This is a genomic window from Roseibacillus persicicus (assembly GCF_014651675.1).
Taxonomy (GTDB): domain Bacteria; phylum Verrucomicrobiota; class Verrucomicrobiia; order Verrucomicrobiales; family Akkermansiaceae; genus Roseibacillus; species Roseibacillus persicicus.
On sequence record NZ_BMXI01000020.1, the window covers coordinates 1 to 18,629 of the forward strand.

Consider the following 18,629-nt stretch of genomic DNA (forward strand, 5'->3'; position numbering starts at 1 on the left):
TGGCGCTTCACACGCAACAATGGAATCACGGAAGGATTTCACCGAAAAATGAAGCTCATCCAGCGACGGGCCTATGGCTTCAAAAACTTCAACAATTACCGACTTCGCGTCATAGCCCAGTGCGGTTAAACAACCCCTGAAACCTCAAAAAAACGGCTCGTCCCCAAACTTTGGTGTAGACCCCATAATCCCACATGAACGGTGAGTGGCGGAGGGAGAGGGATTCGAACCCTCGGAGAGTTTAACCCCTCGCACGATTTCGAATCGTGTGCCTTAAACCAAGCTCAGCCATCCCTCCTCGCGGAGGCGGACGGTAACTTGGTGAGCTTGGATTTGACAAGCCTGCTTTTTGCTCAAATTGCGGCGTGGGCGGTCTTGCGCCAGGTCCGCCAGCAGAGGGTGCAGCAGGCGATGGTGAGACCTAGGGCCAGTCCCCACCACACCCCGACTGCTCGCCACTGCAAAAAGCTGGAGAGAATGACCGCGATGGGGATGCCGAAGAGCCAGTAGGAGACAAAGCCGATGAGGGCGGGAACCCGGGTGTCGTGCAGTCCCCGCAGCATGGAGCTGGCTGCGATTTGCAGACTATCAACCAATTGAAAAACCCCGACCACGACAAGTATTTTGGCCGCGAGCGAGACCACGTAATTGTTGTCATTGAACGAGGCCGCCAGCTGGCTGCCCATCGTGAAAAAGGTGACCGCAGAAATCAGTGCCCAAGTCGCAGCAATGGACCAGCCCGAGAGCGCAATGGGACGAAGCCGCTCGTGCTCTCCCCTGCCCGCCGCTTCTCCGATGCGCACACTGAGCGCCATGGCGATGCCCAAGGGAACCATGAAGGCGGTGGCGGCACACATGAGGGCAATCTGGTGCGCGGCCATCGAGGCCTCGCCAAAGCGGCCAATCAAAAGCGCGGCGCCGGAGAAGGCCGCCACCTCGCAGGTCATCTGAATACTGGAGGGAAAGCCAATGCCGAGAAAGCGCTTCACGTCCGAACGAACCGGTGCACGCAACCAGCGATTGGGCACCCACTCGGCGAGCACGCGGGAACGATTGAGCCAGGCCAACATCCCCACCACGATGAGAATCCGCGAGGTCAAGGTCGCCCAACCTGCGCCCTCCAGTCCCATGCGCGGAGCGCCCAGATTGCCGTAGATGAGGACCCAGTTGAGAAAGACGTTCAGCACCACTCCCCCGAGAAAGATCCAGAAAGCAGGCCAAGGCCGGTCCATGGCGTCGGCATGATTCTTGAGAGCAATGGACATCAGCGCCGGCATCATGGAAACCATGATGATGAGGTAAAAGGTCGGGGTGCGCGCCACCACCTCCGGCGGTTGGTCGAAGTAGCCGAGTAGCGGGGTCAGCGCGCAAAAGAGTAACGAGAGGACAAAGCCCAACACCGTCGCGATCTGGAATCCATGGCGGCAGCTGGCGCGCCCGGCAGAAGCATCGTTCGCTCCCCGCGCATTGGAGGTGAAGACCGAGATGGCGGTGAGAACCCCGATACCAAAGACAAAGGGCAGGTAAAAGAGCGAGTTGGCAAAGGTCAGGACTGCCAGTTCAGTGACCCCCACCTTGCCCAGCATCACGGTATCGGCCACCCCCAACAGCATCTGGCTGACCTGCCCGATGACGAGCGGGAAAGCGAGCTTCAGAGTGGTGCGGGCTTCAGTGTGAAAAGACATGAAAGGTCAGGGGTGCGTAAAAACAGCTTGGCGAATCAGGAACAGGAACCTCCCTGCTCCCGGGGACCTTAGCTGCGATTGAGGTCGGCGAGAACTTTGCTCACCACGGTGAAGACCTCGGGCTCGAGACTACGGTCCACCTTGCTCTTGGCGCAACTCGTGAACCACTTCTGCAAGACGCGGCGATCTTCGCCCTTGATGGACTGGACGATGCCGCCCTTCATGGAGTCGTGACCGAGGACCAGTTCCTCGCGCTTGCCGTGGGCCCGGCTGACAATCTCGCGATAATGGCCGAGCACGCTGTCTAACAGAATCCAGGCAAAGTTCTCATTCTTGGGCGGTCCCAGCCGCAGGGCCGTTCCTTCGCCATGGGCCAGCTTGACGCCCTTTTGCAAATCAAGCGCCAGATCGGGGAGCTCGCTACCTTTCCAAAAGGCTGCCGCCGCACCACCCACTGCACCTAAAATCGTTCCGAGGCCATGAGTCAAACCGCCGGTGCCGATATCAATCGTCGCCCCGCCGGCTCCACCTGTTAGACCGCCTGCGATGGCGAGCTGGCTCCGGGAGAGTCCCCACTTTTGCCAAGTCTCCTGCTGCTCCAGGTCAATCCCAGTGAAGTCCGTGGCAGTGACCTCGACGCGCCCAAGGTGATGGCGATAGAGGTGGAGAACCTTTTCCACTGTCTCTTTCTCCATCTTGGCAATCTGATCGTAGTAGCGTTTGGTGAGCTCCTGCCCCAGCTTCTCGCGCCGGTGCGGCATCTCCATATCGCGCTCCTCCACCCGCTTTTCCACCCGGTAACCCAGACCCTTTTCCAAGAAAGAAATGATCGCTTCCGCACTCTCCTCGCGGCGCTGGGTCCACTCTTCTTCGAGGAAGACGATGGTCTCTTCGATGAGGTCGCGATGGTCTTCGTCGATTTCCAGAAGAGACTTCAGCAAGCGCCGCCTTTCGTCGAAACGCGCTTCGTGGGCATCAAAGGTGCGCACAAGATTGAAGTAGCTGCCGAGCCGGTTTTTCCACTCGTCGCGATATTCCGGTTCCTCGCCCTTTTCATTGAGCAAGGCCATGCGCTGGCGTCCGGTCCAGCGGAGGATTTCCATCTCGGCGATGAAGGTATCGCGCAGGGGTTTGCTGGGATCGATGATGTAGAGCAGGCCCGCGCCATCGACCAGCGGCCCTAGAAGCTGGCACTCATCCTCGAACTCGCCCGTGCCCCCGTATTCCTCAACGAAAGCCTGGATGGCAGCCAAGCCGGGTGAACCGCTCGCCCCGCTATCGGCATGCATCTGCTCGATGGCGCGCATCGCCTCCAGCGGACGGGCAAAACCGGGGGTGTCGATGAAGCGAATCATCTCCCGCCCATCGAACTCGACGGGGAGAATCTGGCACCGGGTGGTCTCGCCGGGAGTGGAGGAAATCCGAATGACCTGATCATCATCCACCTCCAGCAAGGTCGCGAGGACGGATGATTTCCCCATGTTCACTTTGCCCACTACGGCAAAGGTCGGGATGTCTTTGGGAACCAGGTCGCTCATTTCATTCGGGCTGGGAGGAAGCTGCCACTTCGCCAAGTAAGTGGCAAACCTTTGCTCGTCAACTCTCCCACTTCACTACTTCCACCGCAGGGTCGCGCAGACCATCGACGAATTTGACCCACTCGGCCATTTCGGTCTCGTCCACTTCGGTCACTTGGTCCCCCTTCACAGTTCCCACTACGAGGAAGCGGATGGGTTTCTTTTCACCAATGACGCCCCGCACCATTTCGTAATTTCTCTTCATCTGCGGACCGGAGAGACTCCACCCCTCCACTGCCATCACCACGCCCAGGGCGGCTTGCTTCATCGCCTCTACCGCGGCCTCCTCCTTGCTGGCATCGAGAACCCCGGTCTGGTGCACGGACTCCGGATTGACGCGGAGTTGTTGCAGGAGAAAGGGTCGCACCGATTCCACGCTGAGCCCCGAGCCTCCGACATCGAGCAGGACCACCCCGTCGGCCTGGCTGGTTTTAACCACCGTGCGCTCTACTTTGGCCATCTCGCGCCACAAGTTGCGGTGGCGGCTTTCCTGAAAGTCCAGGCTCGCCAGCGCCCGCTTTTCGCGAGCAACGCAATAGAAATAAAGGACGAGACGCGGCAAAATGCCCCAGACCAGAATCGCCAGCACCAGAAAGCGCATCCAAACGCGATTGACCTCTTCCTCAGGTCCGGGATCGGGAGCCCGCAGGGGATCGCGCAGCACCTCCAGGCTCGCCTGCTCCACCCCGTAGGAGCCCGGACGCCATTGCTCCCCCGCCCAAGACCACGGCAGGGACAGTCCATCGGTGACCCGCACCAATTGCGTCTCGCTGAAGCTCTGCAAGGTCGACTCCCAGTAGAAATTCACTTTCAAGAACCACAAACAGCCGATGAAACTGGCCACGATGCCGAAGCCCAGCCAGACCGCGCCCAGCTGACTGATACTGGCCAGGCGCCAGCCCAGCACCGAACCATAGCCCTCGCTGCGCATCTGGATGAGCCGCGACCAGGTCGGCCCCAAGCGACTCCCTGCAAACTTGCGCCCGAGAAAGCTCAGCAACTCCTGGCTCCAGGTCAGTCGTCCGCTTTTGCGAAAGAGTAGCCAAGCAACGCCGCCTCCCAACAGGAACAGCCACTGCAGTCCCAGAGTCACCCCGAGGAAAAGCCAGATATTGTATCCCCGGCCCCCGCCCATGGGCAGCTCTTGCAAAAGACCGCGCGCGATCCCCAGACCGGCGAGGAGAGCCAGCACCTTGACCACCAGCCCAGCCAGGCGTAGGCCCGACTCCAGCTTTTGCCCCGCCAAATTATCATCCCCCCGCTTCGCCTCCAGCCACAGGCGCAAGCCCTGCCGCCGACGGGTGGCTTCATCGAGGTCGCTCGACAACTGCGGAGAAACCGTCTCCCGATAGATCCGACGCGCTCCACGGCTGGCGTCATCACTGGTCAAGACCGACTCGAAGTCCGCCAAATCCGCCAGGGTCCACTTGTCCTCTTTTACTGCTCGCGCCATTTCTTTGAAAACAGTCCTCTAAATTCCGGTGGGTTAAAATGGTAAAGCAGGAAAATCGCGGCTGCATGGCACAGCCTTTGCAGCGGAAAAAGACCTGTCCCGAACATTGCCCCTCTTTCGAAAATCCTTTATCTTAAATCACTAATGGCCGATGAAATCAGAACTCGCCAAACTCTTCTGCTACGACTGCGTAGCCCGGAAGACCGCGATTCTTGGGCGGAATTCACCGAAATCTACACCCCTTTGCTCTATGGCTACTGCCAAAAGCGAAGCATCAGCCACGCCGATACCGCCGACATCGTGCAGGACGTGATGCGCTCGGTCTCGCTGGCGATGGCGAACTTCGAATACGATCCGGCGCGGGGAAAGTTCAAGGGCTGGCTCTTCACCGCCGTTCGCCATGCGGTGGGAAAGCATTTCCGCAAATCCTCGCGCCGCCCCCTGTCCATTGCCGAAATCTCCGTGCTGCAGGCCATGGACGAGCGAGTCGACACCTCCCACGAGGAGGAATGGGAGACCGATTATCAGCGCCAGCTGCTGGCCTGGGCCTTGGAAAAGATTCAACCCGAGTTCAACCCGCGCATTTGGCAGGTCTTTGAGGCCACCGCTTTGCTAGACAAACCACCTGAAGAAGTGGCTAGCGAATTCGGCATGTCGAAAAACGCGGTTGCCGTGGCCAAATCCCGTGTCCTGCAACGCTTGCGCGAAAAGGTGACCTCCGTCGATGCGGAGCAGTGGGAACAGGATCTGACAAATAATCGAAATCTTTCGAAATCGAAAGCCGCGGACTGACTAGAGGAAGTTGACCCGCCCCATGCCTGACCCCGCCCGCCCCCCTGACGACGCCACAATTGATGCCTGGCTGGCGGGAAACCTATCCCACGAGGAGTCGGAGGGGCTGGAGAAATACTTTGCCGAAAATCCTCCCCCGGAGGAAAAGGTTCCGGCCGCGCTGAGCGAGATAGCGGCGACCACCACCCCGCCCGAAGAGGTCTCCCAGTTGATGAAGCTGCTGCGCACCATCGGCCCCTCCCCGCTGCCACCGGTCAGGCCCGGGATCTGGAAAGAAATCCTCACCCCCAGCGAGGTCGAAGGCGTGCTGGGCACCCTCGGTCCCTACGAAGTGACCGATGTCATTGCCACCGGAGGCATGGGCATCGTCTTTCGCGCCCGCGACCCGGTTCTGAAGCGCATTGCCGCCCTCAAGGCCCTCTCCCCCGACCTGGCCGGCAACGCCACCGCCCGCGAGCGGTTCTTGCGGGAAGCCCGCGCGGCAGCGGCACTGGAGCACGACAACATTCTCCCCCTCTACAGCGTCCACAATGATCCCAGCCCGTGGTTTGCGATGCGCTATGTGAGCGGCGGGAACCTGCAGGATGCCTTGGATCGCAAGGAAGACTTTCCGCTCCCCCGCCTGAAAAGCATCGCCCTGCAAGCAGCCTCAGCCTTGGCCGCCGCCCATCAGGCCGGCATTGTCCACCGCGACATCAAGCCGGCTAACATCATGCTGGAGGAAAACAGCGAACGCATCTGGGTCTGTGACTTTGGCATCGCCCGCAGCATCACCGATCCCTCTCTGACCTATCAGGGCAGCGTGGCGGGCACCCCTCTCTACATGTCGCCAGAGCAGGCCGTGGGCGAACTGCTGGATGGCCGCAGCGATCTCTTTTCGCTGGGTTCAGTCCTCTATCACTGTGCCACCGGTCGCTTTCCTTTCGCTGGCGAAACCAGTGCTGCAGTGCTGAAAAATGTCGCCAAGAGCGAGCCACCCCATCCCCGGGTGCTCAATTCGAGGCTCCCCACCTGGTTTGCGCGACTTTTGGAAAAGCTTTTGGAAAAAGACCCCGCAGAGCGTTTCCCCAATGCCGAAACCCTCATCGCGGCCTTGGAATCCGAGCGCGCCCCGATTGGAAAAAAGAAGGCGAGACGACGACGTATCCTACTCTCCCTTGCTACTATCACTCTAGTAGCTTTCGGCCTGCTCCAGGTCCCGCAGGTCCGCGACCAAACCAACCGCGCTCTGGTGATTCTCTCCGGAGAAAGCTTCACCATCAGAGGGCAACTGGGAACCCACAAAACGCTTTCGGGCGCGATCCAAGCCGCCGCCCCGAACGCCACGGTCGAACTCCACCGCAGCGAGGTGATTCCCGTCAACATCATCACCATTCCAGCAGGAAAGCCTCTCGCCATCCGCGCGGTCCACGGAGCCCGTCCCGTGCTGGCCAACACGGGGCCGAATGCCCACCTCAAGTCCTTTTCCCCACTTTTTCTGGAAGGGCTGACTTTTCAACCAAAAAAAATGGAGCGCACCTCGCCCGGTTGCCTCTCTCTGGTGGGCGAACGTCACCTCATCCGCAACTGCACCTTCATTGCGTCCACCGCGCCCATGAACGTCAATTCCGCCGCTCGTCCAGCAGTCATCCAATCGTCCAATGGGTCGCTGGTGCGGGTGAAGGACTGCCGCTTCCAATTATCCGAGGCCTCGGTCGCCTCGGTATGGGATCGCCGCCCCCATGACACCAACCCCGAACCCAGCCGCATCCTCTTCACCGACTCCCTGCTCACCGGCTCGCGCGCTCTCACCATAACCCGGGTGGACTCGAACTGTGGGGTCGACCTCGGATTCGAGCGCTGCCTCGTTTCGACCGATGCGGTCATCATGGACCACTGGAACGCTCACCTGAAACGCGTTCGCATCCGTTCAAAAGCCACCACCTTCGCACCCCAGCACGCCTTCATCTGGGCGGCCCGAGAATCACCAACCGCCGCAGCTGAATTGATCCAGTGGAACAGCGAGAACGACATCTTTCGGCTCGGTGCAGCTTTCTATTCCAAGGCAATCGTTCTACCTAAACCAACCAAAGGGACTCTGGTGACTCTGCGTTCGATGTGGACGCGCAAGGCCAAAGGAAGCTTTCGCAAGAGTCGCGACCTCGAGTTTGCCTTTCCTGGCAACGAACCTGATTTCGCCGCTCTGACCACCGCGCTGAATGAGGAGGCGCCTCCCGCGGCCCTCAAGGCCATTGAAGAGCTGGCACCCTGATTTTTGGGCAAGGGCTGAGATTTTTCATAAAAAGGAAGAAATCCTGAAATCGGGGGAGGACTGCGGGCTAGAGGAGGACAACACCTTCTTTCATTTCGCCGCATTCCGAAAGTGAGAGGGCCAACAACCTCACAACGACCATGAAAAAGCTCCTCCAGTTCCTCACCAGCCTGTTCGTCGCCTTGCTGACGCAGCAGGCCCACGCGGTCCCCAATATCATCATCGAAGGTAGTGATGGTATTGGTTGGCCAAACATCAGTGACAATGACCTCAACCCCAATCAGGTCGTCACTGACTTCGATAGAGAGTTCTGCAACGAGTCCAAGGACCGAACCTATCGCATCCGCAATACCGGAAACCAAACCCTCACGGTTTTCGTAAACGGCAATAGCCCGAGCAGCACCTCTTCCCAGTTTAGTTTCCCGGGTTTTCCTTCCAGCAACTTCACGATTGCTGCCGGTTCACAACGGGTATTCACCATCCGCTACACCCCCCTCACCCACGGAACGCGCCAGACAACAATCCGCATCGATAGCAATGATCCCGATGCGGAGAGTGTCTACACCTTCGCGGTGGAGGGCGAGGGCCGCTGTGGAGAGGCTTCGGTCTATTACAACCCCACCTCAGGTGGCGACTTGCTCACTCTCGACGGTGACAGCACCCCATCGACATCAGCGGGCACGAATTTCGGCTCGGTATCGGTGGGCTCGGATATTGAGCGGGACTTCTACATCCGGAACTCCAGCGCCGCGCCCGATGTGCTGCGCATCCGCAATCCTCGGCTCACCGGTAGCGGGGCCGCTCACTTCCAAATCGTCAGCCTGGGAACTTCCAACCTGGGAGTGGGCAACAACCGGAACTTTCAGATTCGTTTCGCCCCGACAAGCGCGGGAACCAAGACGGCCTCCTTTGTCTTCGACAATAACGACGTGGGCGAAAGTCCTTACAATTTCACCATCACCGGAGTCGGCACCGCCTTTCCCGAAATTTCCCTGGAGGGAAAGCGCGACCAATTTGGCACCACCTTCGACCCCATCACCGATGGCCAGAGCGTTCCCAACAGCGCGGACGGAACCCTCTTTGACAACACTGCGGTAGGCAGCTCCCGCGACTCCGTGATCCGCATCCACAACACCGGCAACGCGACCCTGACTTTGCAGAACCGCTCCATCACGGGAACCGGCGCAGCCCACTTCGGCACGGTCGGATTTTCCACGGCAAGCATTCCGGCGGGAGGCTCTCGCGATTTCGATATCCGCTTCACCCCACTGGAGGCCGGGACCCACTCCGCGACCTTTTCCTTTGGCAACAATGACTCCAACGAGAACCCCTTCAACTTCACCATTCGCGGCGTGGGAGAAGCTCCCGAAATCCGCATCTCGGGCCGTCCGAACGTGGGCACCGGAGGCTATGACAACATCGCCGATGGCGAGACTACGGTTCGAACTTCGGAAGGAACAGACTTCGGCAGCGTCCGGGTGAGCAGTGGCTCCAACACCAATGAATTCAAAATCACCAACGACGGAAACGATGGCCTCAACCTCTCCAATCCCCGCATCACAGGCAGCGGCGCGTCGCACTTCTCCTTCACCGGAGTCAACTCGGCCTTCAACATCGCCGCCGGCAACGACCGCGAGTTCACCATCACCTTCAATCCCTCCTCGTTGGGAACCAAGAACGCGACCTTCCTCGTGGACAGCAACGATCCCGATGAACAAACCTACAGCTTCGCCCTGCGGGGAATCGGCTTTGGCATTCCTGAAATCCGGGTGCAGGGGCGCCGCGATGTCACCGGAACTTTCCTAACAGAAATCTTCGACAACGACACCTCCCCCCGCAGCACGGACGGCACCCTCTTTGCCAATACCGACGTGGGCAGCACCTACAACATGCTGGTTCGGGTTCACAACGATGGCGACGACACCCTCTCGATTGGCAGTCGCGGCTTCTCCGGCACCGACGCCAATCAGTTCAATACGGCGGGCTTTCCCACCAATGGTTCCATCGCGCCTGGTGGGAGTGTGGACTTCCAGATTCGCTTTACCCCGACTTCTTTCGGCACGAAGAACGCCACCTTCACCTTCGCCAATGGCGACTCCAATGAGAACCCTTTCAACTTTGCCATTCAAGCAACGGCGGAAGCTCCCGAGATTCAAGTCGCCGGTCACCTGCCGGGTGAGGCTTTCCTCGATATCGCGGATGGCGACACCACCCCTCGCGAAGCGGATGGAACGGACTTCGGCGAAGCCAATGTCACCGGCGTGGGCAATGAAGCCCAGCGCGAGTTCCGGGTCTCCAACCTGGGGAACGTCAATCTGAATATTGAAAGCGGAACGACCATCACCGGTCCCGCCGCAGGCGACTACAGCATCTCCGGCCTCTTCGCCGGCAACCCCTTTGTCAATATTGGCGAGGGCAAGACCCAGAACTTCGTCATCACCTTCGACCCCTCTACCACGGGAGTGCGCAATGCCACGGTCTCTATCGCTAACAACGACCCGGACGAAGATCCCTACACCTTTGCCCTCACTGGGGTTGGAATCGGTTCCCCCGAAATCCGGGTGCAGGGCCGCCGCGATGTAATTGGCACCACCCTGACCGAGATCAATGACGGCGATACCACTCCCCGCTCGAACGACGGCACTCTCTTTGCGGATACCGAAGTGGGCGACACCTACGAAATGCTGGTGCGCCTTCACAATGATGGTGATGGCGTCCTGAATCTGGGAAACCGCAGCTTCTCGGGCTCGGGTGCCTCCCAGTTCAATACCGTGGGCTTTCCCGCCAACGGGACCTTGGCGCCCGGGGACAGAATCGACTTCAATATCCGCTTCACCCCCACCTCATTCGGGACCAAGACCGCTGTCTTCTCCTTCGGAAATGATGACTCCGATGAGAACCCCTTCAACTTCACCATCGAGGGTAATGCCGAGGCTTCCGAGATCGAGGTCCTGGGCCGCGGAGTGGCGAGTCAGTTCGGGCCCATCCTCGACGGCGACAATACGCCTCGGGTTGCCGATGGCACCGACTTTGACACCACCCGGGTCGGCTTCGATGAGACCTATCAGTTCCGCATCGACAACTCCGGCAACAAGGTGCTGCGCATCACCAGTCGCCAATTCATTGGCGATACCGAGAACGAATTCTCGGTCAGCGGCCTGCTCCCCATCACTGGAGTTCGCACCATTCAGCCCGGTGAGTCCCACTTCTTCAACATCACCTTCGAGCCGAACAATGTGGGGGTGGAAAACGTGATCTTCGAGCTCCGCAACGATGACCCCGACGAGGATCCCTACACCTTCTCCATGCGAGGCGAAGGCATCGGCGACCCCGAGATTCGCGTTCGCGGACTCACCTCCACCGGACTCCCCTTTGACATCAGCGACAATGACCTCGACCCCAATCAGGATGTCACCCAATTCGGCACCGTGACCCTCGGCCAAACCAAGACCCGCAACTACCGGGTCGTCAACGACGGCACTGACACCCTCAGCATCAGCTCCATAGTCAGCAGCGAGCCCGAGTTTACGATCAGCGGCTTGTCCGCCAATATCCCGGTGGGTGGTAGCGATGACTTCACCATCACCTTCACCCCCACCAGCACGGACGAAGTCGAAACCATCATCACCATTCGCTCAAACGACCCCACCGGACGCGACCCCTACACCTTTGCCCTCGTGGGCACGGGTGAAGGGCCCGAGATGGAAGTTCGTGGCGGAGGCTCGACCTTCAGCGAGCTCATTAGCGACGGCGACAGCACTCCCCGGAGCGCGGATGGAACCCTCTTCGGCGAAGTGAACCCCAATGGCGGCTCCCTCATCGTCCCCTTCCAAATCCGCAACACCGGCACCACCAACCTGGTCATCAACGACAAGAGCGTGCTTGGCGACCATGCCAGCGACTTCACCATCCGCAGCCTGTCGACCAGTCCGCTGAATGTCACCATCGCGCCAGGGGGAACCCGCGAGTTCGAAGTCGAGTTCGACCCTACCGACACAGGAACCCGCAATGCCGTCATCGTGCTGGAAAGCAATGATGCGGATGAAGATCCCTATTCCTTCGCGGTGAGAGGTATCGGACAAGACCCTGGTCTTCTGCCCGAAATCCGGGTGGTCTCCAATGCCGGCGGTCTGCTCATTGCCAACGGCGACAGCTCGCCCCGTCTTTCCGACGGCACCGACTTCGGCACCTTGACCGTGGGAGAGGCCAGCGCGACCCAGAGCTTTGTGATTCACAATGACGGTGATGCGGACTTGGAAATCTACGGTCTCACCGTGAACAATGCAGTGTATACAAACACCACTCCGGCGACCATTCCTCCCGGCCAGCAGCGTCCCTTCAACGTGACCTTGAGCACCGACCTGAGCGGAGTGCAGGATGGCGTAGTCTCCATCTTTAGCAACGACACCACCGCCTCATCCTACACCTTCTCCATCACGGCAGAGATTGAGGAAGCAACTGGCGCGCTCGCGATTACCGGGTTCGATATCAACGGGAACGACGCCAGTGTGACCTTTACCTCAATTCCGGGCGAAACCTATAGCATCAAGAAAAGCACAACGCTGGAGGCAAACAGCTGGGTCACTGTTCCTGGCTTCGGAAACATCACCGGCTCCAATTCCCCGCAGACGATCAATTTGCCCAATATTATCAACCTCCCCACCGACCCCAAAGCGTTCTTCCGCCTCGAGAAGAACCTTTAAAACGCACGTCCCCCTTTCGAAGGCAATCCAAATGCCGTCTCCGGGAAACCGGAGGCGGCTTTTTTCTTTCGAAGCAGCAGCCTCAGTTGAAGTCCGCCTTCAGCACGATGCGATGGGCGGGCTTGTCTTTCTCCAATTTGTCGAAAGCCTCGTTGATCTCGGACATCGGCATGACCTCCACCTTGGGCGCGATATGGTGACGAGCGGAAAACTCGACCATGCGGGCGGTGATTCCGGGACTGCCCACTGGCGAGGCGCTGATGGATTTCTGACCTTGAATGAGGGCAAAGACACTCGACTCCACCTTGGGAGCGGCACCCACCAAATGTAGGGTTCCCTGCGGACGCAGCGCGGCAACGTATTTTTCCCAATCCAACTCCACGTTCACGGTGGAAAGAATCAGGTCATAGCTCCCCGCCACCTTATCGAGTTGAGAATCGTCGCGCGAGTTGACGAAGTGATGAGCCCCCAGTTCGCGGGCCTGATCTTCCTTGTCCGGACTGGTTGAAAAAGCGGTCACCTCGCAACCCCACTTATTGAGAAACTGCAAGGCCATGTGGCCAAGTCCCCCAATCCCCACCACCGCCACGCGGTCCATGGGAGAAATATTGTTCTGCACGATGGGGTTAAAGACCGTGATGCCCCCGCAGAAGAGCGGACCTGCAGCCTCCGAATCGACACCATCCGGCAATGGAATCGCCCACAGGGCCTCCGCGCGCACGGATTCGGCAAAGCCTCCCGCACGGCCGACGATGGTGCCTTTGGAATCGGCGCACAGATTCTGATGACCACCCAAGCACGGCTGACAAGTCCCACAGGATCCCGCGAGCCAGCCCAAGCCCACCCGTTGGCCCACCTCCAGGTGAGCGACAGACTCTCCCTTCGCGCTCACTCGCCCCACCACCTCATGCCCGGGAACGATCGGGTAACCCGTCATCTCCCAGTGATTCTTAAGCATACTCACGTCACTATGGCAGAGGCCGCAGTAGTCCACGTCGATGTCGACCTCATTCGGCCCCAGTTCTCCCAGTTCCCAGTCTCGGATGGACAGTTTTCCTTCGGCTGAATCGGCGGCGTATGCTTGGTATTTCATATCCCCACCCCTCGACCTGCTTTTTCACCCCGTCAAGCAGAAGGAAACGCTTTCGCTACAGCTTCCCCATTGACGAGCGTCTTCCCTTACCCTTGCATCTCGCAATGAAAGCGTCCCTAGCCTTACTTTCTTTTCTCGCATTGAGTGCCTCGCTGCCCGCGATTACGAACGGTCCAGATAGCTTTGGGTATTCCGTGACTGATTCCAGCGAACCCGACGGTCCCGCCTTCCATTTCATCGACATTTCCACCACCGGAAGCCGAATCTTTTTTCAAGGCACTGGTGACGAAGGCGCGCAAACCGTGCAAATCCCCGCTGGCTTCCCCTTCTATGGCGAGACTCTTTCTGCGATTCGAGTTTCCACAAATGGCTATCTTTCCAGCGACCTGAGTGACACCGGAGGAGACTACAACAACCGCCCCTCAGTCCCCTTTCGAGTCTTTAGCGGAGGTGGATCTCGCATCTATGCTCTACACGATGATCTGGTAGTCGATGAGTTCGGAGATTTCCCTGGCCCTGCGGGAGGAGTCTTCTCGCAGAGTTTTGCCAATCTCCCCGAACACCCCTTCAAAAGCGACACCGCAGTCACCATTATTCAGTGGCAAAACGCGTTTCACTTCACGGGACTAGGGTCAGGTAAGTTCACCTTTCAAGCCTTACTATTCGCTGATGGAAGCATCTATCTTTCTTACCCCGAATCTGATGGAACTTTGCAGTCGAGCCGAGTCACAGTGGGCATCCAAAATGCAGCCGCGACGGTGGGCGTGCTTCATTCAGCCAATGCCACTGGCGCAATCATCGCTCCGCAGGCCATCGCCTTCACCTATGAAGAACCCGTCCCGCCCTTGGTGATCACTGACTTTGCAGTAATCGATGCGGCGAGTGGTGAAGCTTCTCTCACATTCGAGTCCACAATCGGAAGCGCCTATGTGATCGAAAGCTCCCCGACTTTGGATTTCGAAAATCCCACCACCACAGTCAACATCCCAGCCAGCGAGGTCACGACCGAACTCACCACGAAGACCTTCATCGCAACGGAAAACAGAGACTTCATCAGAGTTCGCGAAGTCCCCACTTCTTAAAGGTCTAAAATTTTTGGTCTAAGGATACCAGTTCGCAGCCAAGGTTGAATTGCTTCAGCTTCGACGACTTCCATGCCCAAGCGACTTGTCGAAAACTGATTTCACGAATGCGCAGCAAGGATTCCAAGCCAATCCTTACACATACTGTCTTTTCCAATAAAGCTCTTCATCAAATGCGCTGAACTCTTCTTAAGGAGTAGATTAGATCGAACTTGATTGCCAGCTCCCTATCGACCGTAACTAGTTCGAATAGAGAATCCTCCGAATTGACGCCTTCCATGCAGGCCCGCTCTCCTTTCTGAGTGAACAAACCAAGGGATCTTGTAACTCATTAATTTGAAGCAAGCTAAAAGAAAACAGTCAATTGAAAGCTTTGCCTAAATAAGCTAAGGAGCTTCTTGAAATACATTAGCATATCTATCGGAAACAAAAAAAAGGCGGGATACTCCGTAGAGCATTGCCCGCTAAATCTGATTATTGCTACGAAAAGAACAACAAGCAGTGATCAATTACCTCGTTCAGTTAAGGCTTTATTCTTTCCCTTGTCAAGTTAGAGTCCCTGTTAGATGAAAAATTATACCCTCGGACTCGACATGGGCGTCGCCTCCCTTGGTTGGGCATGCCTCTCCATAGAAGAAAAGACAATCGACTCTGGTGTTCGTATCTTCCCTGCTGGCATGGAAAAAGAACGAGATGCTTACACCTCCAAGAATCTCAAGCGCCGGAGCAAACGTACAGCTCGCCGCCGAGGTTCCCGCAAGGCGAAGCGCAAGCAACTGATTCGACAGATTCTCATAGAGTTGCAGTGGATCCCCAGTGAAGAATGCGCTCTTCAAGACTGGGAAAATCTCGATCCCTATGAGCTTCGTCACCGCGCCATCAACGAAAAAATCACTCTCCCCGAATTTGCTCGCGTCATCCTCCATCTCAACCAACGTCGCGGCTTCCTCTCACTTCGCAAAGCTGAACTCGATGCCGCCGAGGGCGACGACAAGAAAGAACTCGAAGGACTATTGGGCAATATCTCCCGCTTACAAACGCAAATAGACGAAGCCAAACACGAGACCCTCGGCAACCACCTCTATCAACTCCGAAAGAAAGAAGGCGGCGAGCACGGCAATACCATTCGACTCCGAGCGCGGCACATCCATCGCCACATGCTCCATCATGAGTTTTCCCTCATATGGAGGGAGCAAGCCAAGCACCATCCCGAACTCACCGATACCCTCCGCTACGGAAGCCACGGCCCACAAGATGACCCCACCGCCGTCACCAAACCCATTCCCCGCAATAAAACCGAATCTCTCCTACAACAATTCGGCCTCGAAAACCTCACCTTTTTTCAGCGTCGCGTCTATTGGCCCCTGTCCTCCATCGGCCATTGCGAACTCGAACCAGACGAACTCCGCGCCCCAGTCGCTGATCGCCGCTTTCAAGAGTTTCGCATGCTTCAAGAACTCAACAACCTTCGCTACCTTGACCAATCCAGCCCCGGCAAACCCCAAGAGCGCAAACTCAATGATGGAGAGCGGCAAGTTGCCATCACCTATCTCTCGACCACCCAAAAGCCCACCCTCAAAGCTCTCAAAAAGAAAATCACCAAGCTCCCAGATAGCCCCGAGGAAGCCCACATCACCTTCAACCTCGAAGCCAACAACCGCGAAAACATCTCCGGCCTCCCCACCGAAAACAAACTCGCCAACACCCTCAAATCCACTTGGCCCAAACTCGACGAAGCGGGCAAGAACCGCATCGTCGAAATTCTCACCCTACCCGACGACTCCAATTCAGGCAAAGTCATCCAACGCACTGATGACGAGACTCGCGAACTCCTCGAACAAGTCCCCACGCTTTCCCACGACGACATTGACAAACTCCTCAAGACCTCCCTCCCCACCGGCTACGGCCACCTCTCTGTCGTCGCGCTAGAAAAGATGCTTCCCCACATGCGCGAAGGAAAACTCTATCAGGGAAAGAAGGACGAAGACCATCTCTCTGCCCGCCACCTCGCTGGCTATCCCCGACGTGACGAGACCTCTAGTAAATCCTTCGATATCCTTCCTCACCTGACCCAGCTCACAAATCCCAGTGACACCTCACACTACGAACCCCATTTTCCACATCTCAACAACCCTCTCGTCCTCCGCGCCCTGCACGAGCTCCGCAAAGTCGTCAACGCCATCATTCGCAAGCACGGCAAACCAACCGCCATTCACCTTGAAATGGCCCGCGACCTCAAGATGTCTGCCAAGAAACGTGAGGAACACGCCAAGAAAACCAAGCAGCACGAAAAAGAACGCACCCGAGCCAAAAACGAACTCGCCAAATACAATGTCGCCCCTACACGTGACGCCATCCTCCTCTTCCGCCTTTGGGAAGAACAAAACAAAACCTGCATCTACTCGGGCGAGCCCATCAGCGTGCAAGACCTTTTGGGCGGAAATGTTGACATCGACCACATCTACCCCCGCCGCGCCAATGACGACTCTTACCTCAACAAGGTCGTCTGCTTTACCGAGCAAAACAGGCTCAAGGGAGACCGCCTCCCTAGCGAGTGGCTGGGCGAAGGTTCCACCGAATTCGAAGCCCTTGCCCAGCGCGCCCAAGACCTTCCCTACCCCAAACGCAAACGTCTACTTGCGGACAAACTCCCCGATGGATTCGCCGAGCGCGACGCCGTCGATACTGCCTACATGACCCGTGTCGCCCGACACTACCTCTCCACCCTTTTTCCTAAGAAAGAGGAACACCGAATCTTCTGCACCAAGGGCAGACATACAGCTCTCCTCTGCCGTCATTGGCAGCTCAACGATCTCCTCCGCCATGACCTCCTCGATCTCAAGAACCGCGACGACCACCGCCACCACGCCCTCGACGCAATCGTCATCGCCGCTTGCGATCGCTCTCTTTTGCAGAAAGTGACCAAGGAACTTAAATACGAAAACCACTGGAAAGACAAACAAGACGAAGAATCCAAAGAAAAAATTCGTATCTACCGACTCAAACCCCAGCTCGAAAACCTAGTCTCCCCCTGGCCCGAGTTCCGAGTCGCAGCCGCCGCCTCACTCGACGCAATCTGGGTCTCTCATCGGCCCAACCGAAAAGTCTCCGGCCCTCTTCACGAAGAGACAAATTACGGTTCTACGAGTGAACCGGGTATTCTTGTTAGACGCAAGAGACTCGCCACCCTCTCCGACGGCGAAATCGCAAAAATCCGTGATGTGTCAGTAGCTCATGTCGTTCAGCAATATCTCGAACAAGAGAAAATTCTCTACCCCGAAGACTTCGGTAAAAAGATGGATGACGATGTGCGGGCTCATTTTGAGAAACACCAAACCCTTACCGAGAGCGACATTCACGCCCTCGAAACTGACAACCGCAGATTGAAAGGAGACCTCCTCAATAAACTCAAAAAGAAAAATCCTCTCCAAGATGCCGAACTGGGAAAAATCACCCTCCCCAACAATAAAGGAGGCGAAGCCATTCCCATCAAGAAAGTCCGCCTGCTTATCCCCAACAAAGCTGCCGTCCCCCTCCGGCCCGACGGCAACGCCAAAGAACTCATCATCCCCGGCAACACCCACCACGTTGCTATCTTCTCCCTTGGCGACGGCAAAAGCCACTTCGAACCCGTTACCCTCCTAGAAGCCAGCCGCCGGAAGCGAAACGGAGAGGACATCGTCCAAAAGCACTATCCCAATATGCCCCCGGAAGCCGAGTTCCGCTTCCACCTAACTTATAATGATTCAATCACATCGGAAACAAACAACGAAACTCGACTGTTCATTTTCAAGGGTATTCATTCCATCCAGCTAACTGTGAAGTTTGTCCATCACTGCGATGCGAGACAAAATAATCAAAAGGACCCAATAACAGGAAGAGCAGTAAGTATTCAAAAGACCAGCTCACCGAACAGATTTGAAGATAATTTTCCCAATGCCCGCAAAGTAATAGTCCTCCCTTCTGGAGAAATTCGAGACGTCAACTGAGCGC

Annotated in this window: 10 protein-coding genes and 1 tRNA gene; 6 read left to right on the forward strand and 5 right to left on the reverse strand. The window is 57.4% G+C overall.

The genetic code is table 11. The features are described 5' to 3' along the window. A partial coding sequence (locus tag IE099_RS18645) for a transposase (protein WP_189573587.1) occupies positions 1–129 on the forward strand: 129 nt, incomplete at its 5' end. A gap of 77 nt (positions 130–206) precedes the next feature. Here IE099_RS18645 and IE099_RS18650 read toward each other — a convergent pair. The 4 genes from IE099_RS18650 to IE099_RS18665 all read right to left on the reverse strand — a co-directional run bounded on the left by IE099_RS18650 (position 207) and on the right by IE099_RS18665 (position 4,715). Then, positions 207–298, reverse strand: a tRNA-Ser gene (locus IE099_RS18650). 55 nt (positions 299–353) lie between these two features. Further along, positions 354–1,685, reverse strand: a complete 1,332-nt coding sequence (locus IE099_RS18655) for an MATE family efflux transporter (protein WP_189573592.1) — start codon at positions 1,683–1,685, stop codon at positions 354–356. Positions 1,686–1,753: 68 nt separating this feature from the next. Continuing rightward, positions 1,754–3,223, reverse strand: a complete 1,470-nt coding sequence (locus IE099_RS18660) for a DUF3482 domain-containing protein (protein WP_189573595.1) — start codon at positions 3,221–3,223, stop codon at positions 1,754–1,756. Positions 3,224–3,281: 58 nt separating this feature from the next. Then, positions 3,282–4,715 (reverse strand): DUF2868 domain-containing protein, encoded by a 1,434-nt coding sequence (locus IE099_RS18665; RefSeq protein WP_189573596.1) that lies wholly within the window; start codon positions 4,713–4,715, stop codon positions 3,282–3,284. A 144-nt stretch (positions 4,716–4,859) separates the two neighbouring features. Here IE099_RS18665 and IE099_RS18670 point away from each other — a divergent pair, with 144 nt between their 5' ends. From IE099_RS18670 to IE099_RS18680, 3 genes are all read left to right on the forward strand, one after another. After that, complete coding sequence (locus IE099_RS18670; protein ID WP_189573598.1) at positions 4,860–5,507, forward strand: RNA polymerase sigma factor; 648 nt, start codon at positions 4,860–4,862, stop codon at positions 5,505–5,507. A gap of 22 nt (positions 5,508–5,529) precedes the next feature. Continuing rightward, a complete protein-coding gene (locus tag IE099_RS18675) occupies positions 5,530–7,758 on the forward strand; it encodes a serine/threonine-protein kinase (RefSeq protein ID WP_189573600.1) in 2,229 nt (742 codons plus the stop codon). 140 nt (positions 7,759–7,898) lie between these two features. Then, positions 7,899–12,461: a choice-of-anchor D domain-containing protein gene (locus IE099_RS18680; protein WP_189573602.1), complete on the forward strand. Its 4,563-nt coding sequence runs from the start codon at positions 7,899–7,901 to the stop codon at positions 12,459–12,461. Between the two features lie 82 nt (positions 12,462–12,543). Here IE099_RS18680 and ahr read toward each other — a convergent pair whose 3' ends face one another. Next, positions 12,544–13,554: an NADPH-dependent aldehyde reductase Ahr gene (gene ahr, locus IE099_RS18685; protein WP_189573604.1), complete on the reverse strand. Its 1,011-nt coding sequence runs from the start codon at positions 13,552–13,554 to the stop codon at positions 12,544–12,546. 104 nt (positions 13,555–13,658) lie between these two features. Here ahr and IE099_RS18690 point away from each other — a divergent pair, with 104 nt between their 5' ends. After that, positions 13,659–14,636, forward strand: coding sequence for a hypothetical protein (locus IE099_RS18690; protein WP_189573606.1), 978 nt, complete (start codon positions 13,659–13,661; stop codon positions 14,634–14,636). Between the two features lie 566 nt (positions 14,637–15,202). After that, the gene (gene cas9 / locus IE099_RS18695; RefSeq protein ID WP_189573609.1) at positions 15,203–18,625 is read left to right on the forward strand and encodes a type II CRISPR RNA-guided endonuclease Cas9; all 3,423 of its coding nucleotides are present in this window, start codon (positions 15,203–15,205) and stop codon (positions 18,623–18,625) included. The last annotated feature ends 4 nt before the right edge of the window (positions 18,626–18,629 follow it).

Excerpts from the sequence above, each read along its gene's own strand:
- IE099_RS18655 (WP_189573592.1), bottom strand. The coding sequence starts at position 1,685 with ATGTCTTTTCACACTGAAGCCCGCACCACTCTGAAGCTCGCTTTCCCG.
- IE099_RS18660 (WP_189573595.1), bottom strand. The coding sequence starts at position 3,223 with ATGAGCGACCTGGTTCCCAAAGACATCCCGACCTTTGCCGTAGTGGGC.
- IE099_RS18665 (WP_189573596.1), bottom strand. The coding sequence starts at position 4,715 with ATGGCGCGAGCAGTAAAAGAGGACAAGTGGACCCTGGCGGATTTGGCG.
- IE099_RS18670 (WP_189573598.1), top strand. The coding sequence starts at position 4,860 with ATGGCCGATGAAATCAGAACTCGCCAAACTCTTCTGCTACGACTGCGT.
- IE099_RS18675 (WP_189573600.1), top strand. The coding sequence starts at position 5,530 with ATGCCTGACCCCGCCCGCCCCCCTGACGACGCCACAATTGATGCCTGG.
- IE099_RS18680 (WP_189573602.1), top strand. The coding sequence starts at position 7,899 with ATGAAAAAGCTCCTCCAGTTCCTCACCAGCCTGTTCGTCGCCTTGCTG.
- ahr (WP_189573604.1), bottom strand. The coding sequence starts at position 13,554 with ATGAAATACCAAGCATACGCCGCCGATTCAGCCGAAGGAAAACTGTCC.
- IE099_RS18690 (WP_189573606.1), top strand. The coding sequence starts at position 13,659 with ATGAAAGCGTCCCTAGCCTTACTTTCTTTTCTCGCATTGAGTGCCTCG.
- cas9 (WP_189573609.1), top strand. The coding sequence starts at position 15,203 with ATGAAAAATTATACCCTCGGACTCGACATGGGCGTCGCCTCCCTTGGT.